Source organism: Rhodococcus sp. Z6_132, assembly GCF_058133635.1.
In genome coordinates, this window is the sequence record NZ_JBYUNP010000002.1 from 626,972 (window position 1) to 652,157 (window position 25,186).

Annotated in this window: 27 protein-coding genes; 18 read left to right on the forward strand and 9 right to left on the reverse strand. The window is 71.8% G+C overall.

Annotation, left to right across the window (positions count from 1 at the left end):
- Positions 1-12 precede the first annotated feature (12 nt).
- Both pdxT and AC3YO9_RS09620 read left to right on the forward strand, forming a co-directional pair.
- A complete protein-coding gene (pdxT, locus tag AC3YO9_RS09615; protein WP_489983453.1) occupies positions 13-630 on the forward strand; it encodes a pyridoxal 5'-phosphate synthase glutaminase subunit PdxT in 618 nt (205 codons plus the stop codon).
- Positions 631-744: 114 nt separating this feature from the next.
- Positions 745-1,503: a YebC/PmpR family DNA-binding transcriptional regulator gene (locus AC3YO9_RS09620; protein WP_489982979.1), complete on the forward strand. Its 759-nt coding sequence runs from the start codon at positions 745-747 to the stop codon at positions 1,501-1,503.
- 9 nt (positions 1,504-1,512) lie between these two features.
- On the opposite strand, the gene AC3YO9_RS09625 is transcribed toward AC3YO9_RS09620, so the two are convergent.
- The 3 genes from AC3YO9_RS09625 to AC3YO9_RS09635 form a co-directional block, all read right to left on the reverse strand.
- Positions 1,513-2,526 carry a winged helix DNA-binding domain-containing protein gene (locus AC3YO9_RS09625; protein ID WP_489982980.1) on the reverse strand — a complete coding sequence of 338 codons (1,014 nt, stop codon included), beginning with the start codon at positions 2,524-2,526 and terminating at the stop codon, positions 1,513-1,515.
- An 83-nt stretch (positions 2,527-2,609) separates the two neighbouring features.
- Positions 2,610-3,266 (reverse strand): response regulator, encoded by a 657-nt coding sequence (locus AC3YO9_RS09630; protein ID WP_489982981.1) that lies wholly within the window; start codon positions 3,264-3,266, stop codon positions 2,610-2,612.
- Positions 3,267-3,314: 48 nt separating this feature from the next.
- Entirely contained in the window at positions 3,315-4,601 is a 1,287-nt protein-coding gene (locus AC3YO9_RS09635) for a sensor histidine kinase (RefSeq protein ID WP_489982982.1), read from the reverse strand.
- Positions 4,602-4,778: 177 nt separating this feature from the next.
- Between AC3YO9_RS09635 and AC3YO9_RS09640 the strand changes: the two genes are divergently transcribed.
- A complete protein-coding gene (locus tag AC3YO9_RS09640) occupies positions 4,779-5,312 on the forward strand; it encodes a DUF4352 domain-containing protein (protein ID WP_489982983.1) in 534 nt (177 codons plus the stop codon).
- Complete coding sequence (locus AC3YO9_RS09645) at positions 5,309-5,869, forward strand: hypothetical protein (RefSeq protein ID WP_489982984.1); 561 nt, start codon at positions 5,309-5,311, stop codon at positions 5,867-5,869. The genes AC3YO9_RS09640 and AC3YO9_RS09645 overlap by 4 nt, the downstream gene beginning before the upstream one ends.
- Here the strand turns inward: AC3YO9_RS09645 and AC3YO9_RS09650 are convergent.
- The 3 genes from AC3YO9_RS09650 to AC3YO9_RS09660 form a co-directional block, all read right to left on the reverse strand.
- Positions 5,773-6,456 (reverse strand): type II toxin-antitoxin system PemK/MazF family toxin, encoded by a 684-nt coding sequence (locus AC3YO9_RS09650; protein WP_489983454.1) that lies wholly within the window; start codon positions 6,454-6,456, stop codon positions 5,773-5,775. The two genes, AC3YO9_RS09645 and AC3YO9_RS09650, sit on opposite strands and share 97 nt — an antisense overlap.
- A 65-nt stretch (positions 6,457-6,521) precedes the next feature.
- A complete protein-coding gene (locus AC3YO9_RS09655; RefSeq protein ID WP_127783219.1) occupies positions 6,522-7,292 on the reverse strand; it encodes an SDR family NAD(P)-dependent oxidoreductase in 771 nt (256 codons plus the stop codon).
- Entirely contained in the window at positions 7,289-8,116 is an 828-nt protein-coding gene (locus AC3YO9_RS09660) for an enoyl-CoA hydratase/isomerase family protein (protein ID WP_489982985.1), read from the reverse strand. The genes AC3YO9_RS09655 and AC3YO9_RS09660 overlap by 4 nt, the downstream gene beginning before the upstream one ends.
- 175 nt (positions 8,117-8,291) lie before the next feature.
- On the opposite strand from AC3YO9_RS09660, the gene ruvC reads away from it, so the two are divergent.
- The 8 genes from ruvC (at position 8,292) to AC3YO9_RS09700 (ending at position 17,164) form a co-directional block, all read left to right on the forward strand.
- Positions 8,292-8,861 (forward strand): crossover junction endodeoxyribonuclease RuvC, encoded by a 570-nt coding sequence (gene ruvC / locus AC3YO9_RS09665; protein WP_127783217.1) that lies wholly within the window; start codon positions 8,292-8,294, stop codon positions 8,859-8,861.
- Entirely contained in the window at positions 8,858-9,448 is a 591-nt protein-coding gene (gene ruvA, locus AC3YO9_RS09670; RefSeq protein WP_127783216.1) for a Holliday junction branch migration protein RuvA, read from the forward strand. Before ruvC ends, ruvA begins: the two co-directional genes overlap by 4 nt.
- On the forward strand, positions 9,445-10,488 hold the full coding sequence (gene ruvB, locus AC3YO9_RS09675) for a Holliday junction branch migration DNA helicase RuvB (protein WP_127783215.1): 1,044 nt from the start codon (positions 9,445-9,447) through the stop codon (positions 10,486-10,488). Before ruvA ends, ruvB begins: the two co-directional genes overlap by 4 nt.
- Before the next feature lie 87 nt (positions 10,489-10,575).
- The gene (yajC, locus tag AC3YO9_RS09680; RefSeq protein WP_127783214.1) at positions 10,576-10,932 is read left to right on the forward strand and encodes a preprotein translocase subunit YajC; all 357 of its coding nucleotides are present in this window, start codon (positions 10,576-10,578) and stop codon (positions 10,930-10,932) included.
- Positions 10,933-11,072: 140 nt separating this feature from the next.
- A complete protein-coding gene (gene secD, locus AC3YO9_RS09685) occupies positions 11,073-12,884 on the forward strand; it encodes a protein translocase subunit SecD (RefSeq protein WP_489982986.1) in 1,812 nt (603 codons plus the stop codon).
- Positions 12,885-12,886: 2 nt separating this feature from the next.
- On the forward strand, positions 12,887-14,179 hold the full coding sequence (gene secF / locus AC3YO9_RS09690) for a protein translocase subunit SecF (protein WP_489982987.1): 1,293 nt from the start codon (positions 12,887-12,889) through the stop codon (positions 14,177-14,179).
- A complete protein-coding gene (locus AC3YO9_RS09695) occupies positions 14,176-14,745 on the forward strand; it encodes an adenine phosphoribosyltransferase (RefSeq protein WP_489982988.1) in 570 nt (189 codons plus the stop codon). Before secF ends, AC3YO9_RS09695 begins: the two co-directional genes overlap by 4 nt.
- A gap of 103 nt (positions 14,746-14,848) precedes the next feature.
- A complete protein-coding gene (locus AC3YO9_RS09700) occupies positions 14,849-17,164 on the forward strand; it encodes a RelA/SpoT family protein (RefSeq protein ID WP_489983455.1) in 2,316 nt (771 codons plus the stop codon).
- Here the strand turns inward: AC3YO9_RS09700 and AC3YO9_RS09705 are convergent.
- The 3 genes from AC3YO9_RS09705 to AC3YO9_RS09715 form a co-directional block, all read right to left on the reverse strand.
- Positions 17,161-18,504: an HNH endonuclease signature motif containing protein gene (locus AC3YO9_RS09705; protein ID WP_489982989.1), complete on the reverse strand. Its 1,344-nt coding sequence runs from the start codon at positions 18,502-18,504 to the stop codon at positions 17,161-17,163. The genes AC3YO9_RS09700 and AC3YO9_RS09705 overlap by 4 nt on opposite strands.
- Positions 18,505-18,608: 104 nt before the next feature.
- Entirely contained in the window at positions 18,609-19,397 is a 789-nt protein-coding gene (locus AC3YO9_RS09710) for a peptidylprolyl isomerase (RefSeq protein ID WP_489982990.1), read from the reverse strand.
- Positions 19,394-20,266: a peptidylprolyl isomerase gene (locus tag AC3YO9_RS09715; protein WP_489982991.1), complete on the reverse strand. Its 873-nt coding sequence runs from the start codon at positions 20,264-20,266 to the stop codon at positions 19,394-19,396. The genes AC3YO9_RS09710 and AC3YO9_RS09715 overlap by 4 nt, the downstream gene beginning before the upstream one ends.
- Positions 20,267-20,421: 155 nt before the next feature.
- On the opposite strand from AC3YO9_RS09715, the gene AC3YO9_RS09720 reads away from it, so the two are divergent.
- The 6 genes from AC3YO9_RS09720 (at position 20,422) to AC3YO9_RS09745 (ending at position 25,167) form a co-directional block, all read left to right on the forward strand.
- Positions 20,422-21,114, forward strand: coding sequence for an MBL fold metallo-hydrolase (locus AC3YO9_RS09720; RefSeq protein ID WP_489982992.1), 693 nt, complete (start codon positions 20,422-20,424; stop codon positions 21,112-21,114).
- A 1-nt stretch (position 21,115) separates the two neighbouring features.
- Positions 21,116-22,387 (forward strand): histidine--tRNA ligase, encoded by a 1,272-nt coding sequence (gene hisS / locus AC3YO9_RS09725; protein ID WP_489982993.1) that lies wholly within the window; start codon positions 21,116-21,118, stop codon positions 22,385-22,387.
- A 444-nt stretch (positions 22,388-22,831) separates the two neighbouring features.
- On the forward strand, positions 22,832-23,167 hold the full coding sequence (locus tag AC3YO9_RS09730) for a DUF4870 domain-containing protein (protein ID WP_206517985.1): 336 nt from the start codon (positions 22,832-22,834) through the stop codon (positions 23,165-23,167).
- 113 nt (positions 23,168-23,280) lie between these two features.
- Entirely contained in the window at positions 23,281-23,547 is a 267-nt protein-coding gene (locus tag AC3YO9_RS09735; protein WP_127783203.1) for a metal-sensitive transcriptional regulator, read from the forward strand.
- Between the two features lie 184 nt (positions 23,548-23,731).
- The gene (locus AC3YO9_RS09740; RefSeq protein ID WP_127783202.1) at positions 23,732-24,376 is read left to right on the forward strand and encodes a TetR/AcrR family transcriptional regulator; all 645 of its coding nucleotides are present in this window, start codon (positions 23,732-23,734) and stop codon (positions 24,374-24,376) included.
- Complete coding sequence (locus AC3YO9_RS09745; RefSeq protein ID WP_489982994.1) at positions 24,373-25,167, forward strand: TIGR03084 family metal-binding protein; 795 nt, start codon at positions 24,373-24,375, stop codon at positions 25,165-25,167. Before AC3YO9_RS09740 ends, AC3YO9_RS09745 begins: the two co-directional genes overlap by 4 nt.
- Positions 25,168-25,186 lie beyond the last annotated feature (19 nt).

Sequence of the window (25,186 nt, forward strand, 5' to 3'; positions counted from 1 at the left end):
TGGCCCGTGAACGTGCGCCCCTCCGTCGGTGTGCTGGCCTTGCAGGGAGACGTGCGAGAGCACCTCACGGCACTGGAGTCCGCCGGCGCCGACCCCGTGACGATCCGTCGTGAGTCCGAGCTGGCCGGTGTCCAGGCCCTGGTGATCCCTGGCGGGGAGTCCACCACCATGAGCCGCCTGCTGCAGGTGTTCGACCTGCTCGAGCCCATCCGCGAGCGCCTGGCGCAGGGCATGCCCGCCTACGGCTCGTGCGCCGGCATGATCTTGCTCGCCTCGGAGGTGCTGGACACCCGCGCCGACGCCGTGCAGCTCGGCGGGTTGGACATCACCGTGCGACGCAACGCCTTCGGCCGGCAGGTGCACTCCTTCGAGACCGACCTGACGGTGGACGGCATCGACGACGGTCCGGTGCGGGCGGTGTTCATCCGCGCCCCGTGGGTGGAGCGCACCGGCGACGGAGTCACGGTGCTGGCCTCGGTGCCGCCGAGCCCGGAGGCCGAGCCCGAGGCGGTGGACCGGGTGGTGGCGGTGCGGCAGGGAAACGTGCTGGCCACGTCGTTCCACCCCGAGGTGACCGGCGACCACCGGGTGCACCAGCACTTCGTGCAGATGATCGTCGCGCGTGCCTGAGGGTGGGAGAGCCCCCGCGGGGACGGCGCCGGGGGTGCACGCCCCGCTAGGATCGGTTGACTGGACTGAAGCAAGCACACGCTGCACCGAAGAGTGGGGAAGGTTCGCGCACCGATGAGCGGTCACTCCAAATGGGCTACCACCAAGCACAAGAAGGCCGTGATCGACGCCCGTCGCGGCAAGGCCTTCGCCAAGCTGGTCAAGAACATCGAGGTGGCGGCCCGCACCGGTGGCGGTGACCCGGACGGCAACCCCACGCTCTACGACGCCATCCAGAAGGCCAAGAAGACGTCGGTGCCCAACGACAACATCGAGCGCGCACGCAAGCGTGGCGCCGGTGAGGAGTCCGGCGGCGCCGACTACCAGACGATCATGTACGAGGGCTACGGCCCCAACGGCGTTGCCCTGCTGGTGGAGTGCCTCACCGACAACCGCAACCGCGCCGCCGGCGAGGTCCGCACCGCGATGAGCCGCAACGGCGGCACGCTGGCCGACCCTGGCTCGGTGTCGTACCTGTTCAGCCGCAAGGGCGTGGTGCAGCTGGACAAGGGCGAGCTGAACGAGGACGACCTGCTCATGGCGGTGCTGGACGCCGGCGCCGAGGAGGTCAACGACCTCGGCGAGAAGTTCGAGGTGGTCAGCGAGCCCACCGACCTGGTGGCCGTGCGCACCGCGCTGCAGGACGCCGGCATCGACTACGACTCCGCCGAGGCGAGCTTCCAGCCCTCGATGAGCGTGGCCGTGGACGCCGACGGCGCCCGCAAGATCTTCAAGCTGGTGGACGCTCTGGAGGACTCCGACGACGTGCAGAACGTCTTCTCCAACGTCGAGCTGACCGACGAGGTCATGGCCGAGCTGGACCAGGAGGACTGAGCCCCGGGCTCAGCCGGTCGGGGCGGTCTCGGCCCGCTCCAGGAAGGCCGCGTGGGCGGCACGGGCCGCCGCCACCGGCGCGGCCAGCTCCGGCGGCAGCTCACCGAACGGGTCCACCGTGATCTCCACGGACCGGGCACGCAGGGTGCGGCTCCAGGTGCCGGCGATCGTGCCGTCCACCAGCAGCGGCGACCGGAACAGACCGTTCTTGGCCGGGCCGACGGTGGCCCGGTGGGCGTCGTCCAGGATGAGCCGCCGGTCGGCGTAGCCGATGTGGTACTCGTCGAAGCCCGCCAGCAGGTGCACCCGCGGTGCGGGGTCCGCGGACCGGGCCAGCAGGGTCGCGCTCACGTGGTGGGCCTCCCCGGCCACGCTCACCTCGGCCAGCTCGTCACCGGCCAGGCGCAGCGCGTGCTGGCAGTCCCGCAGCAGCAGCCCGCTCCACCAGGCCAGGTCCCTGGCGGTCGCCGGCCCGTGTCCGGCGACGTAGCGCACCGCGAGCCGCGCCAACGCCCCCTCTCGGGTGGGCGCCGGACCGGCGGGGACCCAGTCGTCGAGCAGCGCGAAGGTGGGGGTGCGCCCGCTCGGCGGGCCGGGCACCAGGGTGGCGCTCTCGGCGAGGTAGCGGAGCACGTGCGAGCCTGCCTGCCCAGCGGTCGGGACACCGGCGTTGGCGAGGGCGCCCAGCAGGGCGGGCCGAGCGACCAACCGGGCGCCCGCGAGCTCGACGCGTGCGACCTGGCGGGCCCGGGTGAGCTGCTGCTCGTCCAGCCCGCAGCTGCGCCAGAGCGTGGACCGGCCGCCGTAGGCCCGTGGCCCCAGCAGCGTGAGGAGCCACCGCACGTCCTCCGGCGCGCACAGGTGCAGCGTCCCGCGCATCGTCCAGGTGCGCACCAGCTCACCCGAGGCGAGTGCGGCGGCCACGGCTGGCTCGGTGAGCCCGGTGGTGCGCAGACCCAGCGTCCAGCCGGCGTCGCCCAGGTTCTGCGCCTGCACCGCCAGCAGGTGTCGCGTCGCCGCCACCGCCGTGCCCCAGCGCGCGCCCGACAACCGGTGCGCCCGCAGCCGCAGCGCGCGGACCTCGTCGGCGGTGAGCTCCGCGGGCGTCAGCTGACCAGGCCAGCCCGGAAGGCGACCAGGGCCGCACCCACCCGGTTGGACACGCCCAGCTTGGCCAGCACCGCCGAGACGTGGCTCTTCACCGTGGTCTCGCCCAGGTAGAGCCGTCGGGCGATGTCTGAGTTGGAGTCACCGACGGCCAGCGCCGCCAGCACGTCGCGCTCTCGATCGGTCAGCACGGCCAGGTCAGTGGTGGACGGCAGCTGCGAGCCCCCACCACCGGCGGCGATGATGCGCTGCAGCGACTCCGGGCTGAACACCATGTTGCCGGCCGCGGCGACCCGCACCGCGAGCTGGAACATCTCCGGCGGCTCGTCCTTGCTGAGGAAGCTGTGCGCGCCGGCGGCCATCGCCTGCACCACCAGGTCGTCCACGTCCAGCGCGGTCATCGCCACCACCTTGGGCGGGGCGGGCAGCCGCATCAGCTCCCGGGTGGCGTCCAGACCACCTGTCCGGCGCATCTTCAGGTCCATCAGCACCACGTGCGGGCGCAACCGGGTGACCGCGTCGACCGCCTGGTCACCGTCCTCGATCTCGCCGACCACCACGATGTCGTCGGTGGCGGCGAAGATCTCGCTGATGCCGCGACGGTTGTAGCGGTCGTCGTCGGCGATGAGGACCGTGCGGCGCGGGGAAGTGGTCATGGCGGCACCGAGTATGCCCCGGGCCACCGACAAGGGCAGCCGGGGTGCTCAGGCCGACCAGGGCAGCCAGCACTCCACCAGGAACTCCCCGTGCTGGCTTGCGGCGCTGAAGGTTCCACCGACCTGGTGAGCCTGCTCGGCCAGGCCCCGCAGCCCGCTGCCCGACCCGGGCGTGAAGCTCGACGCTGCCTCGCTCAACCGGTTGCGCAGCACCACCCGGATGCCGGCGTGCTCGCTGCCGACCACCGACACGTGCACCGTCTGGTCGGCCGCGTACTTCTGCACGTTGGTCAGCGACTCCTGCACCACCCGGTAGGCCACCTGGCTGGCCAGGGTGCCCAGGTCGCCGGGGGCGAGGTCGGTGATGAGCACGGCGTGCACCCCGGCTGCCCTGGCCGACTGCACCAGCGCGGAGATCGCGTCGATGCCCTGCTGCTGGTGCCCGCCGCTGCGGCCGTTGCCGCGGAGCACGCCGATGATCTGCTTGAGGTCGTCCAGCGCCTCGTGGGCGGTGGTGCGGATCAGGGCCGCGGTGTTGGCCACCTTCTCCGGGTTGCCCGCGCCGTTGACCTGCAGCCCGCCGGCGAACAGCGAGATGCGGCTGAGGCTGGCGGCCAGGGTGTCGTGCATGTCCCTGGCGATGCGGGTGCGCTCCTCGGCGCGCACCATCTCGTCGCGCAGCACCTCCTGCTGCGCCGTGGCCCGGTCCCGGGTGTGCTCGGCGGTGCTCAGCGCGGTGCGGGTGCGCAGCAGCTGGCCGAGCACCACTGTGGCCGCGACCAGCCCGAGCGCCACCACCCAGGGGATCCACGGGGCCACGTCGTACTGCTGCACGGCGCTGCCGTCCTCCGCCTTGGGCGTGCCCATGGTGAGCACCGAGTACTCGCGCAGCCGGTAGGCGTCGTAGGTCAGCGAGACTCCGCAGGCCACGAGCACCACCGCGGCGGCGGCCACCAGCTGGCGCACCTGCGCCACCCGGGACACCGCCACCAGGGCCACCAGGGCGGCCGTGGCGTCGGTGGAGAGGAACAGCGGCGCGGCCACCGCGAGGCCGAGCACCCACCACGGGTGCTGGTGGCGCCACACCAGAGCGGCAGCGGCGGCCAGGTTGACCACCCCGCCGAGCACCCAGCTCCAGGTCGGAGCCACCCCGGACTCGTCGGAGAACGCCATCGTCGAGATGGTGGTGAGCACGCACATCGTGACGGCGGCGGTGGTCCAGGCCCGCCGCCGCAGGGTGCTCGTGCGGGCTGGCTTCGCCCACCCTTGTTGCCCCTCGCCGGCGTGCGCCCACCCCGGTTGCCCCTGGTCCTGCTGCCACCCCGTCCGCTGCACGGAGGCGACGCTACGCACTGGCACTGACACTGCCCATCCACCAGGAGGAGGACCGGCGCCGGCACCCCGACCGAAAGGAGGAGGCCAGACCTACCGATGGCCGAGGCGACGGATGGCGTTGGCGCCGTTGACTTCGGGTACCGCAACGTCAGCGGCACTCGAGGAGGGACACCCACGATGAACACGCTCACGAAGAAGAACCTGAGGACCGTCCTGGCGGTGGCAGCGGTGGCGGTCGGCCTCGCCGCCACCACCGCGTCGGGAGAGACCAACCAGGCCACCAAGGTCGACGGCGGCGGCGGCGACGCTCCGGCCGCGGCCCAGGAGTTCAGGGTCGGCGACGTCGTCGAGCTGGGGGACTGGCGGACCACGGTGCACGCCGTGACCGACCCGTACACCAGCAGCAACCAGTTCCTGCAGGCCAAGCCGGGCAACCGGTTGCTGACGGTGGACACCGAGGTGCGCAACCAGTCCACCAAGCCGGCGACGGTGTCGTCGATCATGTGCTTCGAGCTGCAGGACAGCCAGAACAAGTCCTACAACCTCACGATCACCGACGAGAGCACCGCCGGCCTGGACGGCGAGCTGGCTCCCGGAGCCGCCAAGCGCGGCACCCTGGCCTACGAGGTGCCTGCGACCTCGACCGGCCTGCGGCTGCAGTTCAAGTGCGACCTGCTCAGCTCCGGCTCGGCGACCATCACGCTGTCGTGAGGCACCCCGGTGACCTGCTGCTGCACCCGGCGGCCGTGGGGGCGGTCGCCGTGCTGGTGGTCAACGACCACCACCTCAAGGGGGCGCACGGCAGCACGGTCACCGGCAAGCTCTCCGACGTGGCCGGGGTGTTCTTCCTGCCGCTGCTGCTGCTCGCGCTGACCGAGGGGTTGCTGGTCGTGGCGCGACGCCCGGGATGGGCGTCGGGCCCCGGCCGCACGGCGTGGGCGGTGGCGGTGACGGGAACGGGGTTCGCCGCGGTCAAGACGGTGCCCGCGGTGGGCGACTGCTACGAGGTGGCGGTCGGGTGGCTGCGCGGCGGGGGGCCGCCGATCGTCGTGGTGCGCGACGCCACCGACCTGCTGGTGCTGCCGGTGCTCGCGGCCACGTACCTGCTGGTGGCGCGGGTGCGTCGGTTCCGCCGCCCGCCAGCTGCCGGCCGCGGCAGCCGAGCTCCTCGTCAGCGGGCCGCGCGGCGCAGCGATCTCGGCGCCCTGCCTACCTTCTTGCGCAGGTCGGCAGGGCCGAGCTCGATCATGCGGTCGGTGCGCAGGTAGGAGTGCGCGGGTTCCGGGGAGAACACCAGGCGCGGGGTCTGGACGTAGCTGGGATGGCCCGACTTGTCCTGGCTGGTGAACATGCGGACGTCAACGGTGCGGGGCTTGACCTCCACCACCAGCACGGGCCGGTGCGGGGACCGCCCCTCCTCCTCGAGGGGAACCTGCGCCCACCAGATGTCACCCCTCGCGACGTCGCTGAGCTGCACGGGGGCGGTGACCTGCAGCCAGGCGGTGAGCAACAGCCCCGCCAGCACACCTCCGACGAGAACCGCCCACCAGGCGTCGACCAGCTCGGCGGCCAGGACGGCGACGGCGACCGCCGCACAGATCCAGAGCCCCAGCACCAGCCCCATCACCCTGGCCCACCACGCGCCCATGGTGTGCGAGAGAACCCATCGGCACGCTGCCACGACAGCGACGACGAGCTGTCCGAGGGTGCCGGCCAGCGCGAGCGCCAGCACCCAGACCGGTGGGGTGCCCCACCACCAGTCGTGCACCAGGACTCCGCCGGCCAGGCAGCTCAGCAGCACCTGCACGGCGATCGGCGTGGCTCGCCGCGTCGCCAGGCGCCCCAGCAGTCGCATCACTGCGGCAGGACGATCTGTGCGGTGGGCCTTGTGGGGGGCGTGCTCGCCATGGTGACCACGGGCTAGTGCGCCACCATCCCGCCGTCGGCGATCAGCACCTGTCCGGTGACGTAGCTGCCGGCGTCGGAGGTGAGCAGCAGTGCCGGCCCCACCATCTCCTCCGGCGTGGCCAGCCGCTGCTGGAACGACCCCACCCGCATGGCCTCGACGGCCTCCGGGGTGTTGTTGCGCACCATGTCGGTGTCCACCGATCCGGGCGCCAGGGCGTTCACCCGGATGCCCCGTGACGCGTACTCGGCGGCCATCGACCGGGTGAGCGACATCAGGGCCGCCTTGCCCGCGGCGTACATGGCGACCTTGGGCGCGAACATGAACGCGCCGACCGAGATGATGTTCAGCACCGCGGCGTGGCTGCTCGCCGTCAGGTGCGGCAGCGCCTCCTGCACCAGGAACAGCGGGCCGCGGACGTTGACGTCCTGCGACTTGGCCCACGCCTGCGGTGTCATCTGCCCCAGCGGCTGGGTCACCGGGTTGGCCGCGCCGTTCACCACGATGTCCACCCCGCCGAACTCGGCCACGGTGCGCTGCACCAGCGTCGCCAGCGCGTCCAGGTCGCCGGCGTGGGTGGGCACCCCGATGGCGTTGCCGCCCAGGCTCTGCAGGTGCTGGGCCGTGGCCTTGGTGGCCTCGGCCTTGCGGCTGGCCACCACCACGTTCGCGCCGGCGCAGGTGTAGGCCTCGGCGATGGCCAGCCCGATGCCGCGGGTGCCGCCGGTGACGATGGCGGTGCGCCCAGCCAGGTCGAAGAGCCGGTTGAGCTGGTCGTGGTTCATGACTCTCCTGTGGAGGGGGACGGTGATGCCCACCGCGGTGGGCGCTTCTCCCGGAAGGCCGCGCTGGCCTCGCGGAAGTCGCTGCTGGTGCCCGCCAGGATCTGGGTGCGGTTCTCCAGCGCGATGGCTGCGTCCACGCTGGTGGCGGCGGCGTTCGCGGTGAGCACCTGCTTGGTCATCGCCAGCGCGAAGGGGCTGTGCGCCAGCAGGGTGGCCGCCAGCTTGCGTGCCGCGACGAGCAGCTGCGCGTCCGGCACCACCTGGGTGAGCAGGCCGATGCGCTCCGCCTCCTCGGCGTCGAACGTGCGCGCGGTGGTGATCAGCTCGGTGGCGCGGGAGAGCCCGACCAGCCGCGGCAGCGTGTAGCTGATGCCGATGTCGCACCCGGACACGCCGATCTTGATGAACTGCACGCCGAAGGTGGCCGAGGCCGCCGCGATCCGCAGGTCGCAGGCGGCGGCGAGCGCCAGTCCACCACCGAAGGCAGGGCCGTTGACCGCGGCGATCACCGTCTGCGGCAGCCGCTGCAGGCGGGGCACCAGCGAGGCGAGGTACTCCTGGGAGCGCATCCCGGCCGCTGGTCCGCTCAGCCCGGCGGCGGTGGGGGAGCGCTGCGTCTCGTCCTTGAGGTCGAGCCCGGCGCAGAAGCCTCGACCGGCGCCGGTGAGCACCACCACCCGAGCCTCGTTGTCCTGCTCCAGCACGGCGAGCGTGGTGTGCAGCTCTTCCGCCAGGGCGAAGCTCAGGGCGTTGAGTCGCTCCGGCCGGTTGAGCGTCACCACGGCCAGGCCGGCTGCGGGACGCTCGAGCTCGACCAGGGGCATGCGGCTCCAGTGTTCGTGCCGGACTATTCCGGTTCGAACCTATCTCAGGGCCGGAAGACTCCGGGCCCGCACCGCCGAGCGTGTCGCTGCTCGGTGCACAGCACCGCGCCCACTAGAGTTCGAACGTCTGTTCGCACCGGAGCGGGCGCTGACCAGGAGCAAAGGGGATGAGCCAGTGCGCGTGCTCGGTGTCGACCCCGGCCTGACCCGCTGCGGCTTCGGCGTGGTGGAGGGTGGCCGTGGCCGCGAGGTGTTCGCGCTGGACGTGGACGTGGTCCGCACCCCCGCAGACCTCGACCTGGCCCAGCGGCTGCTGCTCATCTCCCAGGCGGCCGAGCACTGGCTGGACGTGCACTCACCCGACGTCGTCGCGGTGGAGCGGGTGTTCAGCCAGCACAACGTGCGCACGGCCATGGGCACCGCGCAGGCCGGCGGAGTGGTGGCCCTCTCGGCGGCGCGGCGCGGCATCCCGGTCAGCTTCCACACCCCCAGCGAGGTCAAGGCCGCCGTCACCGGCAGCGGCACGGCGGGCAAGGCGCAGGTGACCACGATGGTGACCAAGCTGCTGGGCCTCAACGTCAAGCCCGCGCCCGCCGACGCCGCCGACGCGCTCGCCCTGGCCATCTGTCACTGCTGGCGCGCGCCGATGATGGCCCGGTTGGCTGCTGCCGAGCAGGCGGCGGCCGAGCAGCAGCGCCGGTACCAGGAACGACTGGCCCAGGCACGAAAGGCAGGCGCTCGGTGATCTCCTCCATCCGCGGAGAGGTGTTGTCCCTGGGGCTCGACCACGCGGTGGTCGAGGTTGGCGGAGTGGGCCTGCGCGTGCACGCCACCCCGGCCACCCTGGCGGGGCTGCGCCGCGGCGACGAGGGTCGGTTGTCCACCACGCTCATCGTCCGCGAGGACGCGCTCACCCTGTACGGCTTCGGCGACGCGGAGTCCCGGGAGCTGTTCGGGCTGCTGCTCACCGTCTCCGGGGTGGGCCCGCGGCTGGCCATGGCGGTGCTGTCGGTGCACGAGCCGGACGCGCTGCGCGCGGCGCTGGCCGAGGAGAACGTCACCGCGCTCACCCGGGTGCCCGGGATCGGCAAGCGTGGCGCCGAGCGGATGATCGTCGAGCTCAAGGACAAGGTGGAGAAGGTGGCCGGCGGGTCTGGGGTGCAGCACCTCGGTGGTGCCGTCCGCGAGCAGGTGCTCGACGCCCTCGTCGGCCTCGGCTTCCCGACCAAGCAGGCCGAGCAGGTGGTGGACGCCGTCCTCGCCGACGCCCCCGACCTCACCACGCCGGTGGCGCTGCGCACCGCCCTCAACGCGCTGGGCCGCAAGCGGTGACCGGGCGCGAGGAGCTCACGCCGGAGGCGCTGCCGGAGGACCGTGACGCCGAGCGCAGCCTGCGGCCCCGCAGCCTCACCGAGTTCATCGGGCAGGCCAGGGTGCGCGAGCAGCTGGAGCTGGTGCTCTCCGCGGCACAGCTGCGCGGCACACCGCCCGACCACGTGCTGCTGTCCGGCCCGCCCGGGCTGGGCAAGACCAGCCTGGCCATGATCATCGCCGAGGAGCTGGGGTCCGCGCTGCGGATCACCTCGGGTCCGGCGCTGGAGCGCGCCGGTGACCTCGCCGCCATGCTGAGCAACCTGCTCGAGGGCGACGTGCTGTTCATCGACGAGATCCACCGCATCGCGCGGCCCGCCGAGGAGATGCTGTACCTGGCGATGGAGGACTTCCGGGTGGACGTGGTGGTGGGCAAGGGCCCCGGTGCCACGTCCATCCCGCTGGAGGTCGCCCCGTTCACGCTGGTGGGCGCCACCACCCGCTCCGGGGCGCTGACCGGTCCGCTGCGCGACCGCTTCGGCTTCACCGCGCACATGGAGTTCTACGAGCCGGCCGAGCTCGAGCTGGTCATCCGCCGCTCCGCGGGCATTCTCGGGGTGCAGCTCGACCCCGGTGGGGCGAAGGAGATCGCCGGGCGCTCCCGGGGCACTCCGCGCATCGCCAACCGGCTGCTGCGCCGGGTGCGCGACTTCGCCGACGTCCGCGCGGACGGGGTGGTCACCCGGGAGGTCGCCCGGGCGGCGCTGGCCGTCTACGACGTGGACGAGCTGGGCCTGGACCGGCTGGACAAGGCAGTGCTGGGCGCGCTGGTGCGCAGCTTCGGCGGGGGGCCGGTCGGCGTGGCCACCCTGGCCGTGGCCGTGGGTGAGGAGCCCGCCACGGTGGAAGCGGTCTGCGAGCCGTTCCTGGTGCGCGCCGGGATGCTCGCGCGCACCCCGCGGGGCCGGGTGGCCACCGCCGCTGCCTGGGCGCACCTGGGTCTGGTGCCGCCGCCGGACGCGGTCAGCGGCGGCACGCCCGAACCGCCGCTGTTCGACTGACGCGGGGGTGCCGCAGGCGGCTAATGGCACACTTGGGTGTTGGTCGGGCGATACTGCCCGATCCAGTCAACCTAAGGATCCACTCTGATGGAAAACTTGATCCTCCCGCTCCTGCTGGTCGCGCTGGTCCTGCCGATGTTCCTGGGACGCCGCCGCCAGCAGAAGGTGCTGCAGGAGGCGCAGGAGTTCCAGGACTCCCTGAGCGTCGGTGACCGGATCATGACCACCGCTGGCCTGTACGCCACCGTGGTAGCCCTGGACGAGGAGACCGTGGAGCTGGAGATCGCTCCCGGCGTGGTCACCACCTGGAACCGCATGGTCGTCAGGGAGCGTGTCTCCGACACCGCCGCCGACGTCCCCGACGTGTACGACTACTCCGACGAGCTCGACGCGAGCCACGACGCGTCCCGGCCGGACCTGGTCAAGCGCGACACCACGGCCTGACCCGCACCGGCCCGGTGCACGCAGCGTGAACAGGGCCTTCACCTGCACACAGGTACGCTCTGCCGGCGCTCGTGGTCGCAGGGCGCACGACGTGGCGGGCTGCACCCATGATGAAGCGAACCTGAGGAGAGTTACCGAACGTGGCACCACCGGCAGGGCAGATCCGCCCCGTTCGCTACCTGGCCATCTTCGTGGCGATCGTGGCGGCGCTCTACTGTCTGGTGTTCTTCACCGGCGACCGCAAGCCCACCCCGAAGCTCGGCATCGACCTGCAGGGCGGTACCCGGGTCACGTTGACCGCGCGCACCCCCAACGGTGAGGCGCCCAGCCAGGAGAGCCTCAACACCGCCCGGGAGATCATCGAGAACCGGGTGAACGGCATCGGGGTGTCCGGCTCCGAGGTGATCATCGACGGGTCGAACCTGGTGATCACCGTGCCGGGAGACGACGGCGCCCAGGCCAAGGCGCTCGGGCAGACCGCGCAGCTGTACTTCCGTGGCGTGCAGACCGAGGTGGCCGCGACCCCGCCGGCCACCACCGCGCCGACCACTCCGGCTCCGGCCCCGGCGACCACGCCCCCTGCGCCCGCGGTGACCTCCGAGGCGCCCGCACCCACCACCGCCCCGCCGCCGACGCCGCAGGGCCGTCCGGTGCCCGCGCAGGATCCGAGCATCCCGCCCGAGCCCACCACGGTCGCCCCTGCGCCGACCACCGCTGCCCCCGCACCCACCACGGCTGCCCCCGCACCCACCCCCTCTGCGCCCGCCCCGGAAGCGCCCGCCGTCACGACCACTCCGTCGGCCGCCACCCCCGCACCGGTGCCGGGCAGCGAGGCGGCCAGGGTCGCCGGCGAGATCGCCGCCGCGAAGGCGCAGCGCCAGAGCACCGACGCGGCGGTCCAGCAGCAGGCCCTGACCACGCTGGACTGCTCCGTGGCCGACGTCCTCGCCGGCAACGACGACCCGGCGCTGCCGCTGGTCACCTGCGGCGCCGACGGGCTGGCCAAGTACGTCCTGACCCCGGCCTTCCTCAAGGGCAGCGACATCAAGGACGCCACGTCCTCGGTGGCCTCCGGCGGGGTCGGCTTCGAGGTGCAGCTGACCTTCACCGGTGAGGGCGGCAACATCTGGGCCGCCTACACCGCCCAGAACGTGGGCAAGCAGGCCGCGTTCGTGCTCGACAGCGAGGTGGTCAGCGCCCCGCGGATCAACTCCGCGATCACCGGCGGCGTCACCTCGATCACCGGCAAGTTCAGCCAGCCGCAGGCCGAGGAGCTGGCCAACACCCTGAAGTACGGCTCGCTCCCGCTGTCGTTCAACCAGTCGGAGGCGCAGACGGTCTCGGCCAGCCTGGGCCTGGCCTCGCTCAAGGCGGGCCTGCTGGCCGGTGGCATCGGCCTGATCCTGGTGCTCATCTACTGCCTGTTGTACTACCGGCTGCTCGGCGTGCTCACCGCGCTGTCGCTGATCCTGTCCGGCGTGGTCATCTACGCCGTGCTGGTCCTGCTCGGCCGCTACATCGGCTTCACCCTGGACCTCGCCGGCATCGCCGGGTTCATCGTGGCCATCGGCATCACCGCCGACTCGTTCGTGGTGTTCTTCGAACGGTTGAAGGACGAGGTCCGGGAGGGCCGCAGCTTCCGGTCGGCGGTGCCCCGCGGCTGGGTGCGTGCTCGGCGCACCATCCTCTCCGCTGACGCGGTGAGCTTCCTGGCCGCGGCGGTGCTGTACGTGCTTGCCGTCGGGCAGGTCAAGGGCTTCGCGTTCACCCTCGGCATGTCCACCGTGCTCGACCTGATCGTGGTCTTCCTGGTCACCCACCCGCTGGTGGCGATGGCGTCCAAGAACGCCTTCCTGTCCCGGCCCGAGCTCACCGGGCTGGGCTCGGTGCAGGCGCAGGCCAAGCAACGCAAGCAGCTCGCCGCCGCCGGCGCACGCCCGAAGGAGGCCTGAGCATGTCCGAGACCCCAGACCCCCAGGGCAGCACCACCCAGAACGACGAGAGCCTCAACGGCGACGAGAACGGTGGCTCCCTGAACGGTGGAGTCGACACCCGTGACCCGCTGACGCGCAAGAACGTCATGACCCGGCTCTACTCCGGCACGGGCGCGTTCGACATCATCGGCAACCGGCGTCGCTGGTACGTCATCACCGCAGTCCTGGTGCTGGTCTGCCTCGGCTCCATCATCTTCCGGGGCTTCAACCTCGGCATCGACTTCGAGGGCGGCACCCAGATCCAGTTCCCCGCCGGCGGTGCCACGGTCTCCGAGGTCGAGGAGGTGTACTCGGCGGTCATCGGCACCGACCCGGTGACCGTGCAGACGGTGGGCTCCGGCGGCTCCAGCACCATCCAGATCCGCTCGGAGACGCTGGACGCCAACCAGGTCGACGGGCTGCGCCAGGCGCTCTTCGACGCCTTCCGCCCGGCGCCGGCCGGCGGTGAGCCGAGCCTGGCCGCCATCAGCGACACGGCGGTGAGCGACACCTGGGGCAGCGAGATCACCCAGAAGGCGATCGTCGCGCTGATCGTGTTCCTGGTGCTGGTCGGCATCTTCATCGGCATCGTCTTCGAGCGGGACATGGCCATCGCGGCGCTCGCCGCTCTGGCCCAGGACCTCATCGTCACCGCAGGCGTGTACTCCCTCATCGGGTTCGAGGTCACCCCGGGCACGGTGATCGGTCTGCTGACCATTCTCGGCTTCTCGCTCTACGACACCGTCGTGGTGTTCGACAAGGTGCACGAGACCACCCGCGGGGTGCTGCACCTGACCCGGCGCACCTACGCCGAGCAGGCCAACCTGGCGGTCAACCAGACCATCGTCCGGTCGGTGAACACCACGGTGATCGCGGTGCTGCCGGTGCTCGGGCTGCTGGTCATCGGCGTGTGGCTGCTCGGTGTCGGCACGCTCAAGGACCTGGCACTGGTGCAGCTGACCGGCCTGATCGTGGGTACCTTCTCCTCGATCTTCCTGGCCACGCCGCTGGTGGTGACGCTGCGCGAGCGCAAGGGCGAGGTGGCCGTGCACACCAAGAAGGTGCTGGCCCGGCGCAAGGCGCTGGCGGCCAAGCAGGCGGGTGCGCCGGAGGCCGCCATGGTCGGCGGTGCTGACGTCGCCGCCGTCCGTGCCACCACGGCCACCACGACCCCGCGCACCCCGGTGCGCCCCACTCGCCCGACCAAGCCCAACCAGAAGCGGGGGAGCGCGCCCAGCACGGGTGCGCGCCCCACTGGAAAGCGGAAGCGATGAGCCTCACCAACGACCTCGACGTGCGGCGCAGCGCGGCGGAGCACGTCCGGCGACTCACCCGGGTGGTCGCGGACTTTCCCGTCCCCGGCGTGCTGTTCTCCGACCTCACCCCGGTGTTCGCCGACGGTCCCGCGCTGGCCGCGGTGATCGCCGCGCTGGCCGAGGACGCCCAGGGTGTGGACCTGGTGGCGGGCATCGACGCACGTGGCTTCCTGCTCGGCTCCGGGGTGGCCCTGGCGCTGGGCGTCGGGGTGCTGCCGGTGCGCAAGGCCGGCAAGCTCCCGCCGCCGGTGCACTCGCAGAGCTACGACCTCGAGTACGGCAAGGCGACCCTCGAGGTGCCGGCCGCGGCGGTGGACCTGCACGGTCGCCGGGTGCTGGTGGTGGACGACGTGCTGGCCACCGGCGGGACCCTGGCCGCGTCGGTGCGGCTGCTGCGGCGGTGCGGGGCCGAGGTCACCGCGGCTGCGGCCGTCCTGGAGGTTCCCGGTCTGGGTGGGCGCGAGCTGCTCGCCGACGGTCCCGAAGAGGGACGTGCCCCGCTCGTCTGTGTCGTCCCTGCCTGAGGTTTACTCTCGACACCGTGACGGTGTGACCGTTGCGTGATGACGGCATGCCGTTCCAGGCATTGGGCAGGAGGTGGAAGTGGTGAGCCACGACGTGCAACCGGTGTCCACCGAGAGTGCTGATGGCGCGGGAGCTGTTGCGGAGACCCCGCCCCCGTCCAGCACCTCGTCGGCCTCGCGGCGCGTGCGTGCCCGCCTGGCCCGACGCATCACCGCGCAGCGTGGGGGTGCCGTCAAGCCGGTGCTCGAGCCGCTGGCGACGCTGCACCGGTCGCTGCACCCCAAGGCGGACCTGGTCACCCTGCAGCGCGCCTACGACGCCGCGGAGGCCCACCACGAGGGCCAGATGCGCAAGTCTGGCGACCACTACATCACCCACCCGCTGGCGGTGGCGACCATCCTGGCCGAGCTGGGCATGGACACCACCACGCTGATCGCCGCCCTGCTGCACGACACCGTGGAGGACACCGGCTACTCGCTGGACGAGCTGCGCCGCGACTTCGGCGACGAGGTGGCGCACCTGGTGGACGGGGTCACCAAGCTGGACAAGGTGGCGCTGGGCAGCGCCGCTGAGGCAGAGACCATTCGCAAGATGATCATCGCGATGGCCCGCGACCCCCGCGTGCTGGTGATCAAGGTGGCCGACCGGCTGCACAACATGCGCACCATGCGGTTCCTGCCGCCGGAGAAGCAGGTGCGCAAGGCGCGCGAGACCCTCGAGGTCATCGCCCCGCTGGCGCACCGGCTGGGAATGGCGACGGTCAAGTGGGAGCTGGAGGACCTGGCGTTCGCGATCCTGCACCCCAAGAAGTACGACGAGATCGTGCGGCTGGTGGCCGGCCGCGCGCCCTCGCGGGAGACCTACCTGGCCACCGTTCAGCAGCAGATCCAGCAGACGCTCACCGAGGGTCGCGTCGACGCCACGGTGGAGGGCCGGCCTAAGCACTACTGGTCGATCTACCAGAAGATGATCGTCAAGGGACGCGACTTCGACGACATCCACGACCTGGTGGGTCTGCGGGTGCTGTGCGAGGAGGTCAAGGACTGCTACGCCGCCGTGGGCGTGGTGCACTCGCTGTGGCAGCCGATGGCGGGGCGGTTCAAGGACTACATCGCCCAGCCGCGCTACGGGGTGTACCAGTCGCTGCACACCACGGTGGTGGGCCCGGAGGGCAAGCCGCTGGAGGTGCAGGTGCGTACCCGCGAGATGCACCGCACCGCGGAGTTCGGCATCGCCGCGCACTGGCGGTACAAGGAGTCCCGCGGCAAGAACGCGGCCTCCCCCGGCGCCGACGTGGACGAGATGGCGTGGATGCGTCAGCTGCTGGCGTGGCAGCGGGAGTCGGCCGACCCGGGGGAGTTCCTGGAGTCGCTGCGCTACGACCTGGCGGTCAAGGAGATCTTCGTGTTCACCCCCAAGGGGGACGTGATCACGCTGCCGGCCGGCTCGACGCCGGTGGACTTCGCCTACGCCGTGCACACCGAGGTGGGCAACCGCTGCATCGGTGCGCGGGTGAACGGGCGCCTCGTGGCGCTGGAGCGGCCGCTGGAGAACGGCGAGGTGGTGGAGGTGTTCACCTCCAAGGCCGCCAACGCCGGGCCCAGCCGTGACTGGCAGAGCTTCGTGGTGTCGCCGCGGGCCAAGAGCAAGATCCGGCAGTGGTTCGCCAAGGAGCGCCGCGAGGAGTCGCTGGAGGCGGGCAAGCTCGCCATCACCAAGGAGGTGCGGCGCGGCGGGTTGCCGCTGCACCGGTTGGTGAGCGGGGAGACCATCTCCGCGCTGGCCCGCGAGCTGCGCTACGCCGACGTCTCGGCGCTGTACACCGCGGTGGGCGAGGGTCACGTGTCGGCGCAGCACCTGGTGCAGCGGCTGGTGGCGCAGCTGGGCGGTGTGGAGGACGCCGAGGAAGAGCTGGCTGCACGCGCGACGCCGTCGACCACCACGGGACATTCGCGACGCTCCACCGACGTCGGTGTGCTGGTCACCGGCGCCACCGGCGTGCTCACCAAGCTGGCGAAGTGCTGCACGCCGGTGCCTGGCGACGCGATCCTGGGCTTCGTCACCCGGGGCGGCGGGGTGAGCGTGCACCGCACCGACTGCACCAACGCCACCTCGCTGAACGCGCAGGCGGAGCGACACGTGGAGGTGCAGTGGGCGCCGACCTCGTCGTCGGTGTTCCTGGTGGCCATCCAGGTGGAGGCGCTGGACCGGCACCGCCTGCTGTCTGACATCACCAAGACGTTGGCCGACGAGAAGGTCAACATCCTGTCCGCGTCGGTCACCACCTCGCACGACCGCGTGGCGGTCAGCAAGTTCACCTTTGAGATGGGCGAGCCCAAGCACCTCGGCAACGTGCTCAACGTGGTGCGCAACGTAGAGGGTGTCTACGACGTGTACCGAGTGACCTCAGCCAGCTAGGGCGGGTCGGGGTCGCTCAGGTCCGGTGGGTGGTGGATCGGGTTGGTGCGTGGAACCTGTTGTGGGTCAACGTGTCTGGGTGCGAGCCATTCCACTCTGCCGCTGGTGCCCATGCGGACGGTGAAGCCTTCGTGGGTGATGAGGCGGTGGTCGAACGGGCAGACTAGCGCGAGGTTGTGCAGGTCGGTGGGCCCACCGTGTTGCCACTCGTGCAGGTGGTGGACCTGGGTCCACTGGGCGGGCATCTCACAGCCCGGCCGGGTGCAGCCGCGGTCTCGGGCGTACAGGGCCAGGCGTTGCGCCGGTGAGGCCAGTCGTTGCCCGGTGCCCAGGTGCAGGACCTGGCCGGCGGAGTCCAGCACGCAGGGCAGCCACCTCGCGTCGGCGGCCATGCGCAGCACGTCACGCACCGGCACAGTCCCACCTGAGGCGGTGCTGGCAGTGCCTGTCCGGCGCTCCAGGTCCGCCAGTCCCATGGTGACCACCACCGTCGCTGGCAGACCACGGTTGTTCGGGAGCTCACCGGAGGCGAGGGCGTTGCGGCACAGTGTGGCCAGCGCGTCGTGGTTTCGCTGCGCGGCGCTGCGCGGATCCACAACCCCATCTTCCGACACCGGCCGGGCGGCCGCGGAGAACGCCGCGTCCACCAGGGCCCGGGTCATCGGGTCCAGCTCACCGCTGATGCGGCTCATCCCGTCCGGGCGCTGGCGGCCGATGGTGAAGCCACGTCGCCGCGCCCGGTCCACGTCAGAGGTCTCGCGGCCGTCGGGATCGAGGTAGGTAGTCAGTCGCTCCGCCGCCTTGGTCAATTCGGAGGGCCGCAGCGCACACGCCTGCGCGGCCAGAGTCTGCTCGGCCAACCCGACAGTCTCGGTGTCCAGGGATGCGGGTAGGTCGTGCATCGTCTTGGCGACGATCTCGGCGTGCCGCGGGGAGAGGGAGCCTTCCGCTTCGGCGGCCGCGCACGCAGGATGGGCCGGTCCGAGGTCCTCACCAGTGAACGACGTGCGCGGCCCTCGAAGCTGCGCAGCCCGTACCCGGGCCCGCGCCTCCTGGATGTCCAGGTGCAGCAGCTCCGACAACAACCCCGCAGTACCGCGAGCCAGGAACACCGTGGCCAAGGAGCGGCACTCCATCTCCACGATCAACCGATGCTGCACTGTGGGCTTCATCCGTTGCACCCGCTCCACCTCACGGCACACCGCCAACACCCCAGCATTGCTGAGCCCGGCCAGCGGCAGCCGCTGCAACCGCCCCATCACTGAGGCGTGCTCGGCCAGTAGCGAGGCGACCTCGTCGGGGAGGTCCTCCACTGCCACTGCCGCAACATTCGAACGCATGTTCGAAGCATAGGGCCCCGCCCCGACATTTTCGGCCCTGTGACCAGCACCGACAGCGAACGGGCCGCCCCCGGCAAGGAGCGGCCCGTTCGAGAACACCAGAGCTAGCTGGCCGTGGCCTTCTCGATGGTGACCGCGGTCTTGGGTGCGCCGCCGCCAGCACTGATGGAGCCGTCGTCGCCGCCCGCCGCCACCTTGTCGAGGGTGGCCAGCCCGGCCTCGCTGATGGAGCCCACCACTGTGTAGGTCGGCGGCAGCGGCGAGTCCTGGTACACCAGGAAGAACTGGCTGCCGTTGCTGGACGGCTTGCCGGTGTTGGCCATGGCGACGGTGCCGCGGGGGTAGTTCACCGACGTGGACAGCGCGGGATCATTCGCCTGGTACAGGTCGGTCGGGTACTCGTTGGCGTAGACGTACCCGGGACCACCGTTGCCCTTGCCGGTCGGGTCGCCGCACTGCAGGACGTAGATGCCGGAGGTCACCAGGCGGTGGCACGGGGTGTCGTCGAAGTAGCCCTGCGTCGACAGGCTCACCATGCTGTTGACCGTGCACGGTGCGAGCGCCCGGTCGAGGTTCAGCCCGATGTCACCGACGGACGTGTCCAGGGTGACGGTCGCGATCCCCTGGGTGGAGATGTTGGCGGTCGGCGGGGGGCTCACCGGCCGCACCGCTTGCGCGGACGGCGGGTAGGCGCAGGTGACCGTCGGCGGGAGCGGGGTGGGCCGGGCGAACTGGCCGGCCAGCGGCGCGCTGGTGGGGGACGTGCTCGGTGCGCCGGTGGTGGACACCGGCAGTGATGCGGGAGCAGCGCCGTCGTCGGAGTCGCTGCTGCAGCCTGCGAGGCTCAGCGCCGCGGCCAGTGCGACCGCCGCGAGCGCGGTGGCCCGCCTCATGCCTGCACCGTCATCGAGGTGATGGTGACGGGAGTGGCGGGCGCCCCGCCGCCGGCGCTGATGGAGCCGTCGTCACCACCGGCCGCGATCTTCTCCAGCACGGCCAGGCCGGGTTCGTCCACGGTGCCGAAGACGGTGTACTGCGGCGGCAGCGGGGAGTCCTTGTAGAGCAGGAAGAACTGGCTGCCGTTGCTGTTGGGCTGACCGCTGTTGGCCATCGCGATCGTGCCGCGCGGGTAGATCGCGGCCGCCTGGGCAGCGGCGTCGTCCGCGGCGTACTGGTCGGTGGGGAACTCGTTGCCGAAGCCGTAGCCCGGGCCGCCGGTGCCCTGCCCGGTGGGGTCGCCGCACTGCAGGACGTAGATGCCGGAGGTCACCAGGCGGTGGCACGGGGTGTCGTTGAAGTACTGCTGGTTGGCCAGGCTGACGAAGCTGTTCACCGTGCACGGAGACAGGGCCCGGTCCAGCGACAGCCCGAGGTCACCCTGGGTGGTGGCCATCTTCACCGCGGCCACCCCCTGGGTGGACACCCCGGTGCTCTGCGGCGGGGTGTTCGGCTTGGACGCCTCGCCGGAGGCGGGGTAGCTGCAGTCCACAGTGGCAGGCAGAGCCGCGCTGCGGGCGGCGGGCAGCGGCGCACCCTCGGCCGGCGCCTCCTCGGTGGTGGGCGGGGCAGCAGTGGTGTTGTCGTCCTCGCCGCCGCGGGTGAGCACCACCACGAGGGCCACCACGCCGATGGCCAGCACCACGCCGATGGCGGTGAACGCCACGGTCAGCTGGCGGCGCCGCTTGGCCCGGACCGCCCGCCGCTCCAGCTGGCGCTCGAGCTTGCGCTTGGCGGCTTGGCGTCGCTGCTCGTTGGTCGGCACCGGGTGGTCCTCCAGGTCGTGGGCGCCCAGAACGGTCCGGGCGGGGCGAGGGTCAGACCCACCGAGTGTGCCAGCCCCCGGGTGTCGGGAGCGTGAGGGGCGGCGCCGATAGGCTGACCGAGTCCACCGCCGTCTCCACACCAGGAGCCCTCACCGTGCTTGTCGCCGGGTTTCCCGCCGGGTCGTTCCAGACCAACTGCTACGTGATCGCTCCCGAGGAGGGCGGCCCCTGCGTCGTGGTCGACCCCGGCCAGGACGCAGTCGAGCCACTCACGGCGCTGCTGGCTCGGCACCGGCTGACTCCCGCAGCCGTCCTGCTCACGCATGGACACCTCGACCACACCTGGTCGGTGTTTCCCGTGTGCGACGGCAACGACATCCCCGCCTACATCCACCCGCTGGACGAGGAGATGCTGGCCGACCCCGGCAAGGGCGTCAGCCCGCAGATGCAGGCGATGCTCGGTGACCTCGTCTTCCGCGAGCCCCGCGAGGTGCGCGCCCTCGGCGACGGTGACGGGCTCGACCTCGCCGGCGTGACGATGACGGTCGACCACACCCCGGGCCACACCCGCGGGTCGGTGGTGTTCCGCTCCACGGTGGACACCGAGGACGGACCCACCCAGGTGCTACTGGCCGGCGACACGCTCTTCGCCGGCTCCATCGGGCGCACCGACCTGCCCGGTGGCGACCACGCGACGATGCTCGAGTCGCTGCAGAAGAAGCTGCTGCCGCTGGACGACTCCACCGTCGTGCTGCCCGGGCACGGCCCCACCACCACCATCGGGCGCGAGCGCGCCAGCAACCCCTACCTGCTGGGTCTCCAGCAGCCTCCTCGCAAGGGCATGTGACGTGGCCACCTTCTCCGCCCCCAAGGGCGTTCCCGACTACTACCCCGGCGCTGGCGCGGCTGACTCCTCGGCGTTCCTCGCCGTGCGCGAGGGCCTCACTCGTCCGGCGCGGCTCGCCGGCTACGGCCACATCGAGCTGCCGATCTTCGAGGACACCGCGCTCTTCGCCCGCGGCGTCGGCGAGTCCACCGACGTGGTGAGCAAGGAGATGTACTCCTTCGACGACCGCGGCGGCCGCTCGGTCACGCTGCGCCCGGAGGGCACCGCCGGCGTGATGCGGGCGGTCATCGAGCACAGCCTGGACCGCGGCCAGCTGCCCACCAAGCTCAGCTACTCCGGCCCGTTCTTCCGCTACGAGCGCCCGCAGGCCGGTCGGTACCGCCAGCTCCAGCAGGTCGGCGTGGAGGCCATCGGCGTGGACGACCCTGCGCTGGACGCTGAAGTCATCGCCATCGCCGACGCTGGGTTCCGGGGCCTCGGCCTCACCGGCTTCCGCCTGGAGGTCACCTCGCTGGGCGACGACACCTGCCGGCCGCAGTACCGCGAGCTGCTGCGGGAGTTCCTGTTCTCGCTGCCCCTGGACGAGGTCACGCGGGCTCGGGCGGAGATCAACCCGCTGCGAGTGCTCGACGACAAGCGTCCGGAGGTCCGCGAGCTGACCGCCGACGCCCCGCTCATGCTCGACCACCTCTCCGCCGAGACTGCCGAGCACTTCGCCGCCGTGCGTCGCCACCTCGACGCTCTCGGAGTGCCCTACGTGATCAACCCCCGGATGGTCCGCGGGCTGGACTACTACACCAAGACCACCTTCGAGTTCGTGCACGACGGGCTGGGCGCCCAGTCGGGGATCGGCGGGGGAGGGCGCTACGACGGCCTGATGGCCCAGCTGGGCGGCCAGGCGTTGTCCGGCATCGGCTTCGGACTGGGGGTGGACCGCACCCTGCTGGCACTGCAGGCCGAGGGAGTCACCGTGGGCGACGTCGCCCGGTGCGAGGTGTTCGGAGTTGCCCTGGGCGAGGCGGCCAAGGACGCGGTGGTGCAGCTGGTGGCCACCCTGCGCGCGGCGGGCATCCGGGCCGACATGTCCTACGGCGGGCGCGGGATGAAGGGCGCGATGAAGGCGGCCGACCGCTCCGGTGCCCGGCTCGCGCTGGTGGTGGGGGACCGCGACCTGGAGGCGGGACGGGTGGGCGTGAAGGACCTCAGCACGGGCTCCCAGGCGGAGGTCCCGGCGGCCGAGGTGCTCGCGGCGGTGCAGGCCGCGCTGGGCTGAGCCGGCCGGCTCCGGCCCTGGCAGGGGACTTGTTCGGCTGCCTAGTTAGGCAGGCGCGAGTACCTGTTCCCGGTCACTGTGACGTCCTAGTGTGTGGTCATGACGCAGCCATTTCCGTCTGAGCCGTCTGATGACCGCCCAGCCCAGGGGTCGGCACCGGCCGAGCCCGGGGAACCTCTCTCGGGGCCAGCCGAACCGGGCCCGGCCCAACCGGGCCCGGCCCAACCCGGTCCGTCGCAGCCGGGGCCGACGCAGCCGGGTCCGAAGCAGCCGGGACCGAAGCAGCCGGGTCCGCCGCCCGGTCCGCCGCCGGGCCCGTCCCAACCCGGTCCTCCGCCCGGCGCCCAGCGCTACGGCGAGCCGGGCTACCCGCCGTCGGGGTACGGCCAGCCGGGGTACGGGCAGCAGGGCCAACCCGGCGTCGCTCCGCGCCCGTACTCCGACGTGGCCGGCCGCCAGCTCTCGCCGGACGAGACCACCTGGAGCCTGCTGGCGCACCTCAGCGGGATCGTGCTCGGCTTCCTCGGCCCGCTGCTGGTGATGCTGATCAAGGGCAACGAGTCGCCGTACACCCGCAGGAACGCGGTGGAAGCACTGAACTTCCAGATCACCCTGGTGATCGCCTACGTCATCTCCGCGCTGTTGATGGTCCTGCTCATCGGCTTCCTGCTGCTGCCGCTGCTCTACGTCGCCGATGTCGTCTTCAGCGTGCTGGCCGGCGTCGCGGCCAGCAAGGGTCAGGACTACCGGTACCCGTTCACCTGGCGGTTCATCAGCTAGACCCGCGCTGGGCAGTCCGCGAGCGGCCCCCGCACCAGCTTCCCTTCACCACCGACGATGCCCCCGGTGGTATCGGCGTATCGTCGGTGGACGGTTCACGGAAGGGAAGTCTGATGACAGGTGACGAGGAGAGCATCAACCTGGTGCTCAACCGGCTGCGACGTGCGCACGGCCAGCTGGCCGGGGTGATCTCGATGATCGAGGACGGCCGGGACTGCAAGGACGTCGTCACCCAGCTCGCGGCGGTGTCCAAGGCCCTCGACCGGGCCGGGTTCAAGATCGTGGCCTCCGGCCTGCGCGAGTGCCTCAACGGGGACAGTGCCGAGCAGCAGCCGATGACCGAGGCAGACCTGGAGAAGCTCTTCCTCTCCCTGGCCTGACCTTCCCGCGGCACCAGCACCGACGCCGACGCACCAGCACCGACACTGACAGCGGGCCCGGACGGATCCTTCCGTCCGGGCCCGCTGTCGCACCTCGACCCCCGCCGCTCCCGAGGAACAACCAAGGAGAAGAACAAACAAGCAGACTTGACTGTTTGTTCGTTGACCCCGCACACTGGTGACCATGACCACACCGGCGGTGACGCCCAGCGTCACCGCCCCGGCGGGTCGGCAGACCCAGGGCGAGCGCAGCCGGGAGACCCGGCTGAAGCTGATGAACGCGGTGGTGGAGTGCCTGGCCGAGCACGGCTGGGCAGGAACCACCACGGCCCTGGTCTCCCAGCGTGCTGGGGTCTCCCGCGGAGCGCAGCTGCACCACTTCGCCAGCCGCGGCGCCCTGGTGGCCGCCGCCGTGGAGCACGTCGGCTCCCGCGGCGTGCAGGAGTTCCGGGCGAGCGCCACGGTGCTGTCCAGCTCCCGCTCCGCCGTGCGCACCGAGGCGGTGGTCCAGCTGATCGTGGACTTCTTCATCAGCCCGGTGTTCGCCGCTGCGCTCGAGCTGTGGGTGGCCGCCCGCACCGACGCCGAGCTCACGCCGATGGTGCTGCGCCTGCAGGCCAAGCTCGGCCGTGAGTGTCACCGGATGGCGGTGGAGCTGCTGGGCGCTGACGAGTCGGTGCCCGGCGTGCGGGAGTCCGTGCAGGCCACCCTCGACCTGGCCCGCGGGCTCGCCCTGGCCAACCAGCTCGCCGACGACAGCGTGCGGCGCGCCAAGATCGTCCGGCAGTGGGCCGGGCAGCTCGACGACCAGCTCGGAGGCAAGACGTGAGTGCCCTGGACCAGCTGCTGACCGACCTCGCCGAGGAGAACGACGACCTCGACGCCCGGGTGGCCGACCTGCCCGACTCCGACTGGGCGCGGGGGACTCCGGCCGCCGGGTGGACCGTGGCCCACCAGGTGGCGCACCTGGCGTGGACCGACCAGGTGGCGGTGCTGGCGGCCACCGACCTCGACGGCTTCACCGAGGTGCTCACCGGCGCCGCGGCCGACCCCATGGGCTTTGTGGACGCCGTCGCCGAGCGCGACGCCACGCAGCCACCGCCGGAGCTCCTCCAGCGGTGGCGCCAGGGGCGGGCGCAGCTGCTGGCGGCGCTGGCCGCCGCCACGCCGGGGGAGAAGCTGCCCTGGTTCGGACCACCCATGAGCCCCACCTCGATGGCCACCGCGCGCCTGATGGAGACCTGGGCGCACGGCCAGGACGTCGCCGACGCCCTGGGTCAGCGGCGGGTGCCCACCGCACGGTTGCGCCACATCTGCCACATCGGCGTGCGCACCCGCGGCTTCGCCTACCTGGTCAACGGCCTGACCCCGCCCACCGGCGACGTGCGGGTGGAGCTGACTGCGCCGGACGGTGAGCTGTGGTGCTGGGGCGAGTCCGACACCGACGTGGTGCAGGGCCCGGCCGAGGACTTCTGCCTGCGGGTCACCCAGCGCCGCCACCTCGACGACCTCGCCCTGCGCACCACCGGCGCCGGAGCCGAGGAGTGGCTGCGCATCGCCCAGGCCTTCGCCGGGCCACCCGGCCCCGGACGCGCGCCCGCCACCGTCCCCAGCTCCTGACTCCCGTCCGTGCTTGCCC